Genomic DNA, 12054 nt, shown 5'->3' with positions numbered 1-12054 from the left:
CGGAATTGGAAACAATTCACAAAAACCGCAAGTTTAGTTTACCAGAGGTAGACAGATTTATGAATGCGCACGGAAAAAGAGCCTCAGGGCGGCAACCCTGAGGTTCGGCAGAAAACATGCGGAAGTTAAGCCTCGGCGGCGGATCAGTCCTCGGACTGTGCGTCTGCCCGGCTCTTGCCGGAGACATTAAGCGCCAGGGTTGCGGCCATGAAACCGTCCAGATCGCCGTCCAGCACTCCCTTGGTGTCAGAGGTCTCATGCTGGGTGCGCAGGTCCTTCACCATCTGGTAGGGCTGCAGCACGTAGGACCGGATCTGGTTGCCCCAGCCGGCATCGCCCTTGGCTTCGTGGGCGGCGTTGATCTCGGCGTTGCGACGGTCCAGCTCCATCTGGTAGAGGCGCGATTTCAGCGCCTTCATGGCGATGTCGCGGTTCTGGTGCTGCGATTTTTCCGAGGAAGTCACCACGATGCCGGTCGGGATGTGGGTGATCCGAACCGCCGAGTCGGTGGTGTTGACGTGCTGGCCGCCCGCGCCCGAGGACCGGTAGGTGTCGACGCGGATATCGGCCGGGTTCACCTCGATCTCGATATTGTCGTCCACCACCGGATAGACCCAGACCGAGCTGAAGGAGGTGTGCCGCTTGGCCGCCGAGTCATAGGGCGAAATGCGCACCAGCCGGTGCACGCCGCTCTCCGATTTCAGCCAGCCGTAGGCGTTGTGGCCGGAAATCTTGTAGGCGGCGGACTTGATGCCCGCCTCGTCGCCTGCGCTCTCGGACTGCAGCTCGACCTTGTAACCTTTCTTCTCGGCCCAGCGCACATACATCCGCGCCAGCATCGAGGCCCAGTCGCAGCTTTCAGTGCCGCCGGCGCCTGCGTTAATCTCCAGGAAGGTGTCATTGGCATCGGCCTCGCCGTCCAACAGCGCTTCCAGCTCTTTCTCGGCCGCCTTGTCCTTGAGCGCCGCCAGCGCCGCCTCGGCATCCTTGACGACCTCGGCGTCGTCTTCCATCTCGCCCAGTTCGATCAGCTCGATGTTGTCGGACAGATCCTGCTGGATGCCCTTGTAGGTCTCGATCGAGTCCACCAGCGCCTGGCGCTCGCGCATCAGCTTCTGCGCCGCCTCGGGATCGTCCCAAAGATTGGGGTCCTCAACCCGCGCGTTGAACTCCTCCAGCCGGTATTCGGCGGTTTCCCAGTTCATCCGCTGGGCCAGTAGCTCCAGCGATTTCTCGATGTCCGCCACGATGTTCTGGGTTTCCGCGCGCATGGGAGGTCCTTGCAATCTGAGATCAGGCTTGCGTGATAAACCACCCTTGCGCTGCGGGCAAGCGGGGAGGCTGTGCCCACGCTTGCCGGGAGTGTTGGAACATCCATCTAAAATGCCGCACATTATCCACCCGTAAAAATACGCCAAATTAACGCGGTCAGCTTGACTTTGAAGCTAGGCACACGCGGGCCGCCTGCCCGCCGTGAAATTGGGGAATCGGGATCATGCCTAGCGGCTATCTTGTTCAGCTTGGAGACGGATCGCTCGATCACGGCGATACGATTACCTCCACCTATTCCTCATTCACCACAGACCAGACCCTCGGCGCGGGCAACTGGACTTGGAGCGGCTGGGCCGGCGGCAACTACTACTCCAACCAGGCTGAGCCCGGCGACTACTACCTCGGCACCGACGGCAATGTCTATTTCGTGCCCGACTACGGGCCTGTCGATACGATGGAATCGGCAAGCGCAAACAACCCCCCTGCCTATACCGACACCGACGGTCCGGTCGAAGGCACCAGCGGCGGCGACCTGATCGACAACAGCTATACCGACAGCGACGGCGACCAGATCGACAACGGCAGCGGCGGCGGCGCTTCCGGCAACCAGGACACGGTAGAAGCGGGCGCCGGGGACGACACCGTTGATGCCGGCGCCGACAATGACATGGTGTTCGGCGGCGCCGGCGGCGACAGCCTGGCAGGCGGCAGCGGCGATGACACCATCTATGGCGACAGCAGCTCAGAGGCCGGGCTGAGCAGCTCTCAGCAAAGCATCTCCACCTCCAACGTCACCGACACCAGCAGCGGCTTCACGGTCATCGCCAAGGACATCTCCGGCAATGCCAGCGCGGCCAACATCGACTACTACGATGGCGGGTTTGGCGTTGCCGGGGCAATTTCGGATACCGACAGCCCCGGCGTCTACGAACAGATCGGCTATGACAAGGCGTCCGGGGTTTCGGAAGAACTCATCGTCGACTTCGACCAGGACACGACCGACGCCAGTTTCTCGTTCAAGCACCTCTATAGCGACGGCTACGGCGAGGAGGGCCACTGGGCGATCTACAACGATGGCGTTCTGGTAGCCGAGGGCGACTTTACCGAGGATACGCCCGGCTCCGGCACCGGCACGGTGGACATCAGCGGATACGGCCCCTTTGACCGGCTGGTGCTGTCCGCCAATCTGCAGACCGACGGCACCGACGGCTCCGACTACATGGTCACCGACATCACCTTCACGGTGCCGCCGGAGACCCCACCCGACGGCAACGACAGTATCGACGGCGGCGACGGCAGCGATGTGATCTATGGCCAGGGCGGCGATGACACGATATCCGGCGGCGGCGGCGCCGACACGCTGGACGGCGGCGCGGGCGACGACAGCATTTTCGCGGGCGAAGGCGATTCCGCCAGCGGCGGCTCGGGCGACGACTATTTCACGATTCAGTCCGACGAGGCCTTCGTCACCGGCGATGTCACCATCATAGGCGGAGACGACGGCGAAACCGCCGGCGACACGCTGGATTTCAACGGCCAGCTCGACACGGGCAGCCTGGTCATCACCGACGACACCGGCGGCAGCAAGACAGGCACTGCAACGCTGCTGGACGGCAGCACCGTCCATTTCTCCGGCATCGAGAACATCATCTGCTTCACGGCAGGCACCCGCATTGCCACCATCGCCGGGCTGCGTGCCATCGAAAGCCTGCGCCCTGGCGATCTGGTGATGACCCGTGACAACGGCATGCAGCCGGTGCGCTGGATCAGCCGGTCAACGGTGCCCGCGGCGGGCAACCTGGCCCCTATCCGCATCGCGGCCGGCCAGTTCGGGGCTGAACGCGACCTCCTGGTCTCGCCGCAGCACCGGATGCTGTTCAGCGGCTCCCAGGCCAGCCTGCTGTTCGGCGAAAGCGAGGTGCTGGTTTCGGCTCTTCATATGCTCAATGACCGCTCCATCCGGCGCGAGCCCGGCGGCACGGTCACCTATGTGCATGTGCTGTTCGGCCAGCATGAGATCATCTATGCCGAAGGCGCCCCCTCCGAGAGCTTCCATCCAGGGGTTCAAGCGGTCTCGGCGCTGGAAGAGCCCATGCGCGAGGAGCTGTTCCGCATCCTGCCGGACCTGCGCTGGCACAGCGGCGAAGGCGGACAGACTGCCCGCCTATGCGCCAGCCGCCACGAAGCGGCACTGCTGCTTCAGTAAAGCCCGCCGGAACTGACGGTGCCGAAAGTGGCCTTGGGGCCCAGCACCGCGGTGCCGCCGCTGGAGGTGGTGACCTTGCGGCCCGACTGCTGCACCTCTTCGATCAGCGGCAGGTTCGACCCCATGGCAAAACCGCCGTCGTAGGTGAGGCCGAAGATCGGCTCTGCACCGTCGCGGAAATACTCGGAGACCACATAGGCGCCAGAAGCGTTGTCAGGCAGGCGTGCGCCGGTGTAGCGGTCGATCTTGATGAAATGGCCACCTTCCGGCACTTCGAACGGGCCGCCGCCGAATTTCTCCACCGCCTTGGTCATGAACTGCTGGAACACCGGGCCGCACATGGTGCCGCCATAGGCGCCGCGGCCCATCGGGCGGGGCTGGTCAAAGCCCATGTAGCAGCCGGCCACAATGTTGGAGGTGAAGCCCACGAACCACACGTCCCGGGAATCGTTGGTGGTGCCGGTCTTGCCCGCGGTGGGCACCGGCAGGTTGATCACGCTCGACGCGGTGCCGCGGTCAACCACGCCCTTCATCATCGAGGTCAGCTGATAAGCGGTAACCGGATCCATCACCTGCTCGCGGTCGGTGACGATGCGCGGCGGCTGGCCGGGTGCCAGCGCCGGGTCCGAGCAATCGACGCAGTCGCGGTCGTCGTGGCGGTAGATGGTCTTGCCAAAGCGGTCCTGCACCCGGTCCACAAGCGTCGGCTGCACCCGCTCGCCGCCGTTGGCGAACATCGCATAGGCCGCGACCATCTTGTAGAGCGTGGTTTCCTCCGCGCCCAGCGAGTTGGCCAGGAACGGCCCCATGTTGTCATAGACGCCGAACCGTTCGGCGTAGCCCGCCACAACCGGCATCCCGACCTCCTGCGCCAGGCGGATGGTCATCAGGTTCCGGCTCATCTCGATGCCGGTGCGCAGCGGCGTCGGCCCGTAGAACTTGTTGGTGGAGTTCTTGGGCCGCCACAGGCCCTGCGGCGTGTTGATCTCGATCGGGGCGTCGACGACGATGGTCGCCGGGCTGTAACCGCTGTCCAGCGCCGCCGCATAGACAAACGGCTTGAAGCTGGAGCCCGGCTGGCGCATCGCCTGGGTCGCGCGGTTGAACACCGAATGCTGGTAGGAGAAACCGCCCTGCATCGCCAGTACCCGGCCGGAGTTCACGTCCATCGCGACAAAGCCGCCCTGGACCTCAGGCACCTGGCGCAGCGACCAGTGGCTGAAGGCATCGTCCTTCTTCTCGGCCCGCACCAGCACCACATCGCCGCGGGCGAAATTCTCGGCAAAGCCGCCCCTCATCCACTTGATGTCGGAGCGCGGCACCGTGCCGGTTCCTTCGCTGTGCTCGACGCCGACGGTCAGGTTTTCGCTGCCGACCTCCAGCACCACCGCCGGATACCAGCGGCCGCCCAGCACGATATCCCGGGAAACATCGGCGTTTGCCAGTGCCTCGCGCCAGGTTGCCTCATCCTTCAGCTGCTCTTCGGCCAGCGTCACCCCTGTGCCGCGCCAATTCCCGCGCGAGCGGTCGTATTTCTCCAGGCCCCCGCGCATCGCCAGCGCGGCCTCGGCCTGCATGTCGTGATCGATGGTCGCCCGCACGGTAAAGCCGCCGGTGAAGAACTCGCCCTCGCCGAAATCCTCGGTCAGCTGGCGGCGGATTTCATCGGTGAAATAATCGCGCGGCGGCAGCGCGGTGCGGAACGCCTCGAAATCGCCGTTCTGAACGGAGCGCAGCGGCTGCGCCACTTCGACCTCATAGACGTCCCCGGAGATGTAGCCGTTCTCGCGCATTTCCCGCAGCACGTAGTTGCGCCGCGCCAGCAGGCGGTCCTTCTGGCGCACCGGATGATAGTCGGACGGCGCCTTGGGCATCGAGGCCAGGGTGGCCGCCTCATGCGGTTCCAGCTCGCTCAGGGTCTTGTTGAAATAGGTCTGCGCCGCCGCGGTCACGCCATAGGAGTTCTGGCCCAGGAAGATCTCGTTCAGGTACAGTTCCAGGATCCGTTCCTTGTCGAGCGTTTCCTCCAGCCGGGTGGCGAGGATGATCTCCTTGATCTTGCGCTCGGCCCGGCGGTCGCCGGACAACAGGAAGTTCTTCATAACCTGCTGCGTGATTGTGGAGGCGCCGCGCACGTTCTTCCCGCGCGAGCGTACTGCCTCGATCGCGGCGGCCGCGATGCCGCGCGCGTCGTAGCCGGAGTGGCTGTAGAAATTCTTGTCCTCCGCCGAGATGAAAGCCTGTTTCACCAGATCCGGAATTTCATCCGACGGGGTGAACAGGCGGCGCTCCTTGGCGAATTCGTCGATCAGGTGCCCCTCGCCGGAATAAATCCGGCTGATCGTCGGCGGCTGGTACTGCGCCAGCGATTCATGGCTCGGCAGGTCGCGCCCGTAGATCCAGAACACCGCCCCGATGGTCAGCGCCACCATTGCCACGCCCAGGGTGATGGTGCTGAAAATGGAGCCGAAGAAGGAGAAGATGAACCTGAGCACGGAGTTTGGCCTTTCACGCGGAGTGCCGCCTATATAGGGACGGCAAACGCCCGCGTCAAAACGGGAAACAGATGTTCTTCGCCTGGAAGGGTGGGAAAATCCTACCAGTTTTCACCCCGGGTTGCCGCGATTTGCGCGGCAGGCGGCCAAACCGGCGCGAAAACGCCGATTGCCGCCCTACTGCCGCACCAGCGCGCGGCGCGCATCATCCTGGGCGCGCCAGGTGATCAGCCCGTTCAGGATGCCGCGGGCCGCCTTGGCCCGCCACTCTGCATCCACCAGATTCTTCAGGTCGCGCTTGCTGGACAAAAAGCCGATCTCCACCAGCACCGACGGTATATCGGCCGATTTCAGCACCGAAAACCCGGCAGAGCGCAGCGGCCGGTTGTTGATCGGCTGCCCCTGCGCGCGCAGGCCGCCGATCAGCGCCGCTGCCAGCGCGTCGCTGCGGGGCTGGGTTTCCTGCCGGGCCAGGTCCAGCATCACGCTGGTCACCCCATCGTCCGCCTGGCTGAGGTCGGTGCCCGACAGCAGATCGCCGCGCAGGTGCCGCTCAGCCAGCTTGGCCGAGGCGGCATCCGAGGCGTCCTTGGACAGCGTATAGACGGTGGAGCCATGCGCGCGGCCCTCGGAAATGGTGTCGGCGTGCAGCGAGATGAAGACATCCGCCCCGGCCTGATGCGCCAGCGCAATGCGCCGCTCCAGCGAGACGAAGTAATCGTCGTTGCGGGTCATCTGCACCGTGAACTGGCCGGAGCGCACCAGCGCCTCGCCCAGTTCTCGGGCGAACTGCAGCATCAGGTGCTTTTCGACGACGACCTCGGTCTCGGCGCCCGGATCAATGCCGCCGTGGCCCGGGTCCAGCATTACCAAGAGCGGTGCATTCTCGTCCCGCTCAGCCTTGCCTTCGATCGCTTCCGGCGCGGGCAGGTCCCAGCGTGGGTCCTGCGGCGCACCGGCACGGGCGGCAAACTGCTCTGCCGTGGCCGGTTCCAGCGTCACCGCAAGGCTGGCCGCTGCTGTCACCTGGTCCACTTGCATCGCGGCGCTGGCGACCTTCATCGGTTTCGCCAGTTGCAGCACCAGCCGCGACCAGCCGGGCACATAGGTGCCGAATTGCGCAGCAGTGATCCGGTCGCCCTGCAACAGCTTCCCGGCCGCCAGCCCGCTCCAGTCGACCTCTTGGAAATCCAGCACCAGACGCGGCGGCTCCGCCAGGGTGAACAGCCGGTACGGCACCCCCTGGCTGAGGCCCAGTGTGATCTCTGCCCCCTGCCCGGCGTCCCGCACATGGCTGGCGGCGGCGTCAATGCGCGCCAGGCCGCTGAAGCGGCTGCTGCCGGATTGCGCCCAGGCGCCTGCCGCCAAGGCCCAGATCAATGCGGTGAGTGCGATCAGTCTGCCCATTTCTGCCTCTTGCCCGGCCTGCCGGCCCTTTTGGCCGGCAGACTAGGCAATTTGCCAAGGGATGGAAATCCGCCTTCTGGGGTTATCCACGGCTTTAGGGCAGGTCAGTCGCGCGACGCCATGAACAGCGCCAGCCGCGCCAGGCCTTCCTCGATATCCACGGTGGAGCGCGCATAGGAAAAGCGCAGCGTGGTGGCGCCGCGGACGGGGTCGAAATCCAGCCCCGGCGTGACAGCAACGCCCGCCTTTTCAAGGATTTCCGCGGCAAAGCTGCGGCTGTCATCGGTCAGGTCCGACACATCGGCATAGACATAAAACGCCCCGTCAGGCGGTGCGATCTTGGTGAATCCCGCCTTGGGCAGCCCGTCCAGCATCAATTGGCGGTTCCTTGCGTAGATGGCCAGGTTCTCGCGCAGCTCGTCCTCGCAATCGAGTGCGGCCAGCGCCGCCACCTGGCTGGCGTGCGGCGCGCAGATGAACATGTTCTGGGCGATGCGTTCGACCACCCGCACATGATCCTCCGGCACCACCATCCAGCCGACCCGCCAGCCGGTCATCGAGAAGAACTTGGAGAAGGAGTTGATGACATAGCACTCATCGGTCAGCTCCAGCGCGGTGACCGCTTTCGCCTCGTATTCCAGCCCGTGATAGATCTCGTCGGAGATGAAGCTGGCGCCCTCGCCCCGCGCTGCATCAATCAGCGCGCCCATCGCCGCGTGGTCCAGCATGGTGCCGGTCGGGTTGGCAGGCGACGCCACCATCAGGCCCGCCAGATTCTGCCCCGCAAGATCCGCCGCGACCGGCTGCAGCCGGTTTTCCGGTGCGGTCTGGATGTCCACCGGGGTCAGCCCCAGCGCTTTCAGGATCTGCCGGTAGGAGGGATAGCCCGGCGCGCCGATGCCGACCCGGTCGCCGCTGTCGAACAAAGCGGTGAAGCTGAGCAGAAAAGCGCCGGAGGAGCCCGGCGTCACAATCACTCGCTCCGGGTTCAGATCGACGTTGTACCAGTCGCCGTACAGCTGTGCGATGCGCTTGCGCAGTGCGGGCAGGCCCAGGGCAACCGTGTAGCCCAAGGCGTTGTTTTCCAGCGCATTCCCCAGCGCCTTCAGCGCACCGGACGGCGCCCCGGTCGAGGGCTGCCCCACCTCCATGTGGATGATGTGGCGGCCGGCCTCCTCAGCCTTGCGGGCGGCTTCCATCACATCCATCACAATGAAGGGATCGACCTCGGACCGGCTTGAGTTTCGCATGCTTATCTCCCAATGTGCGCGCATGAGTTTTGACCGTTTCTTCCGGCTGGCGTCAATCCCGGCTCTTGTTCTTTGCGCGCTGGTTCAATTTTCGGCAGCGGCGCAGGCAGCATCCATTTCATTGCTGCGCGATCCGGATATCGAACACGGGCTGAACCGGCTGGCGGCGCCGGTGCTGCGCGCCGCGGGGCTGAATGCAAACCGGGTGCGCATCCTCTTGGTCAACGACTCGTCCTTCAATGCCTTCGTTTTGGATTCCCGAACGATTTTCGTGCATTACGGGCTGATCCTCAAGGTCACTTCCCCGGAGATGCTGCAGGCGGTGCTGGCCCACGAGGCCGCCCATATCACCAATGGCCACCTGTCGCGGCGGATGCAAAACCTGCGCTCTGCCAACAGTGCTGCAGGTCTGGGCCTGGCACTCGCTGCGCTGGCGGCTGCGGCCGGCGCAGGCGAGGCGGCCGGCGGAATTGCCATCGGCACCCAGAACTCTGCCCTGCGCAGCTTCCTGGCCCATACCCGGGCCGAAGAAAGCTCTGCCGACCGTTCCGCGGCCGATTACCTGAACCGCGCCGGCATCAGCCCGCAGGGGCTGGTCGACCTGCACCGCGCCTTTGCCGGCCAGGAAGTGCTGAGCGCAGGCACCCAGGACCCCTATACCCGCTCCCACCCTCTGAGCCGCGACCGCATCCGCGCCGCGCAGGCCTATCTGGCGGCGCATGGCGACAAGGGCGAGGCCAGCCCGGAGGCGCAATACTGGTTCGCCCGCGTCCGCGGCAAGCTGTCGGCCTTTACCCGCGCCCCGAAATGGACCCTGCGCCGGGTGCGCGAGGAGCAGTACAAGGACGTCCGCCTGATGCGCGAGGCCGCGGCTTATCACCGGCAGAACAGCCTGCAGAAGGCGCTGAAGGCGGTGAACGGAGCGCTGGCGGCCCGGCCGTCCGACCCGTTCTATCATGAGCTCAAGGGCCAGATCCTGATCGAGAACCGCCAGTGGTCCGCAGCGCTTGCCGCCTATGGCAAGGCCGTCAGCCTCGCCCCCAAGGATCCGCTGATCCTGACCGGCTACGGCCGCGCCCAGCTGGCGGCAGGCCGGCCCAAGGCCGCGCTCAAGTCCATGGAACGCGCCCGCGCCATCGATTTCCGCAACCCGGTGCTGCTGCGCGACATGTCGCTGGCCTATGCCAAGACCGGCCAGACCGGAATGGCGGCGCTGGTCACCGCCGAACGCTATGCCTTGCAAGGGCGTCTGGACGACGCCGGCATTCACGCCAAACGGGCCGTCGCCCAGCTGCCAGCAGGATCCCCCGCCGCCCGGCGGGCGCAAGATGTGCTGTCGGCCTATGAACAAGCTCAGAAGAGAAAGAGACGCAAATGACCCTTTTCACCCGCACCGCCGCCGCGGCTGCCACCGCCCTCGCCCTGCTGGCCGCCCCGGCGCAGGCCTTTGACATCAACGCGATGTCCGAGGCTGAGCGCGAAGCCTTCGGCGCGCAGGTGCGCGAATACATCCTGGCCAACCCGGAGCTGATCCTGGAAGCCGTTGACCTGCTGGAACAGCGCCAGCAGCAGGCCGAGGCCGCCCGCGATGACGTGCTGGTGGAGGAGAACCTGGCCGAGCTGCAGAACGACGGCTATTCCTGGGTTGGCGGCAACCCTGACGGCGATATCACCCTGGTCGAATTCATGGACTACCGCTGCGGCTATTGCCGCCGGGCTGCGCCCGAGGTGGCCAAGCTGTTGGAAAGCGACGGCAACATCCGCCTGGTGATCAAGGAATTCCCAATCCTGGGCGAGGCCTCGGTGCTGTCGGCACGCTTTGCCGTCGCGACCAAGCATGTGGCAGGCGAAGATGCCTACAAACAGGTGCATGACGGGCTGATCGAGTTCGGCGGCGAGCCGAACGAGGTTGCCCTGCGCCGCCTGGCCGAGGGTCTGTCGCTGGATGCTGATGCGATCTTTGCCAAGATGGACAGCGAGGAGGTCACTGCCGAACTGCGCCAGACCCGCGCGCTGGCGCAGAAGATGGCGATCTCCGGCACCCCGACATTTGTGCTGGGCACCGAACTTCTGCGCGGCTACCTGCCGGCCGATCAGATGGAGATCATGGTGGCGGAGATCCGCGAGCAGCAGAGCTGATCGGTTGAGTTGAACCGGCAGGACCGGGGCGCAGCCCCGGACCCCGGAGTATTTGTGAAAAGATGAAACGGCTGGAGTATTACTCCGCCGCTTCCTGGGCCGCCTCGATCTGCGCGGCCTTTTTCTCGACCTCTTCGACGATGTGGTCGACCATCTGTTCGTTGGACATCTTGTGGCTGGCCTTGCCCGCCAGATAGACCATACCGGAACCTGCGCCGCCGCCGGTGAAACCCACATCTGTCATCAACGCCTCGCCGGGGCCGTTCACGACGCAGCCGATGATCGAAAGGCTCATCGGGGTGTGGATATGGGCCAGCCGCTCCTCCAGCGTTTCCACCGTCTTGATCACGTCAAACCCCTGGCGCGCGCAGGACGGGCAGGAGATGATGTTGACGCCGCGGTGGCGCAGGCCAAGTGATTTGAGGATCTCGAACCCCACCTTCACCTCCTCCACCGGATCGGCGGAGAGGCTGACGCGCAAGGTGTCGCCGATGCCCATCCACAACAGCTGGCCTAGGCCGATTGCAGACTTGATGGTGCCGGAGACAAAGCCGCCGGCCTCGGTGATGCCCAAATGGATCGGCGCGTCGGTGGCCTCCGCCAGCTGCTGGTAAGCGGCCGCGGACATGAACACGTCGGAAGCCTTCACCGAGATCTTGAACTCGTGAAAGTCGTGATCCTGCAGAATGCGGATGTGGTCGAGGCCGGATTCAACCATCGCCTCCGGGCAGGGTTCGCCGTATTTGTCCAAGAGGTGCTTTTCCAGGCTCCCTGCATTCACCCCGATGCGGATCGAGCAATTGTGGTCGCGGGCGGCCTTGATCACCTCGGCCACGCGCTTTTCATCGCCGATGTTGCCCGGGTTGATGCGCAGGCAGGCGGCGCCGGCCTCGGCGGCCTCGATGCCGCGCTTGTAGTGAAAGTGGATGTCGGCGACGATCGGCACCGGGCTTTCGCGCACGATCTCCTTCAGCGCCTTGGACGACGCCTCATCCGGGACCGAGATCCGCACCAGATCAGCGCCAGCCTCAGCCGCCGCTTGCACCTGGGCGACAGTTGCCGCCACATCGGTGGTCAGCGTGTTGGTCATGGTCTGCACCGCAATCGGGGCGTCGCCGCCGACGGGCACATTGCCCACATGGATCTGGCGGCTTTTGCGGCGCTCGATATGGCGCCAGGGGCGGATGTGGTTCATCGACATTGCGGCGGGTGTCCCGGCTGGATCCTGTTAGCGCCTAGATACGTGCAGACGCCCGGCGCTGCAATGGCGGCACCGGGCGTCATG

Annotated in this window: 8 protein-coding genes; 3 read left to right on the top strand and 5 right to left on the bottom strand. The window is 65.0% G+C overall.

The features are described from left to right. Positions 1-143 precede the first annotated feature (143 nt). Positions 144-1271: a peptide chain release factor 2 gene (prfB, locus tag KUW17_RS00855; RefSeq protein ID WP_222475231.1), complete on the bottom strand. Its 1128-nt coding sequence runs from the start codon at positions 1269-1271 to the stop codon at positions 144-146. Between the two features lie 224 nt (positions 1272-1495). Between prfB and KUW17_RS00850 the strand changes: the two genes are divergently transcribed. Continuing rightward, entirely contained in the window at positions 1496-3478 is a 1983-nt protein-coding gene (locus tag KUW17_RS00850; protein ID WP_222475230.1) for a Hint domain-containing protein, read from the top strand. Here KUW17_RS00850 and KUW17_RS00845 read toward each other — a convergent pair. The 3 genes from KUW17_RS00845 to KUW17_RS00835 form a co-directional block, all read right to left on the bottom strand. After that, positions 3472-5973, bottom strand: a complete 2502-nt coding sequence (locus KUW17_RS00845; RefSeq protein WP_222475229.1) for a penicillin-binding protein 1A — start codon at positions 5971-5973, stop codon at positions 3472-3474. The genes KUW17_RS00850 and KUW17_RS00845 overlap by 7 nt on opposite strands. A gap of 177 nt (positions 5974-6150) precedes the next feature. Then, positions 6151-7380 (bottom strand): N-acetylmuramoyl-L-alanine amidase, encoded by a 1230-nt coding sequence (locus tag KUW17_RS00840; protein WP_222475228.1) that lies wholly within the window; start codon positions 7378-7380, stop codon positions 6151-6153. 104 nt (positions 7381-7484) lie between these two features. Beyond that, on the bottom strand, positions 7485-8630 hold the full coding sequence (locus KUW17_RS00835) for a pyridoxal phosphate-dependent aminotransferase (RefSeq protein WP_222475226.1): 1146 nt from the start codon (positions 8628-8630) through the stop codon (positions 7485-7487). Here KUW17_RS00835 and KUW17_RS00830 point away from each other — a divergent pair. Together KUW17_RS00830 and KUW17_RS00825 are read left to right on the top strand one after the other, a co-directional pair. Then, entirely contained in the window at positions 8629-10008 is a 1380-nt protein-coding gene (locus tag KUW17_RS00830; protein WP_222475224.1) for a M48 family metalloprotease, read from the top strand. The two genes, KUW17_RS00835 and KUW17_RS00830, sit on opposite strands and share 2 nt — an antisense overlap. Beyond that, positions 10005-10769, top strand: a complete 765-nt coding sequence (locus KUW17_RS00825; RefSeq protein ID WP_222475222.1) for a DsbA family protein — start codon at positions 10005-10007, stop codon at positions 10767-10769. Before KUW17_RS00830 ends, KUW17_RS00825 begins: the two co-directional genes overlap by 4 nt. Before the next feature lie 79 nt (positions 10770-10848). Here KUW17_RS00825 and ispG read toward each other — a convergent pair whose 3' ends face one another. After that, positions 10849-11970 carry a flavodoxin-dependent (E)-4-hydroxy-3-methylbut-2-enyl-diphosphate synthase gene (gene ispG, locus KUW17_RS00820; protein ID WP_222475220.1) on the bottom strand — a complete coding sequence of 374 codons (1122 nt, stop codon included), beginning with the start codon at positions 11968-11970 and terminating at the stop codon, positions 10849-10851. Positions 11971-12054 lie beyond the last annotated feature (84 nt).

Origin of the sequence: Leisingera aquaemixtae (assembly GCF_019801145.1) — a bacterium.
GTDB lineage: Bacteria > Pseudomonadota > Alphaproteobacteria > Rhodobacterales > Rhodobacteraceae > Leisingera > Leisingera aquaemixtae_A.
Note: the sequence above shows the minus strand (reverse complement) of the source record. Positions and strands in the feature narration are given on the sequence as shown.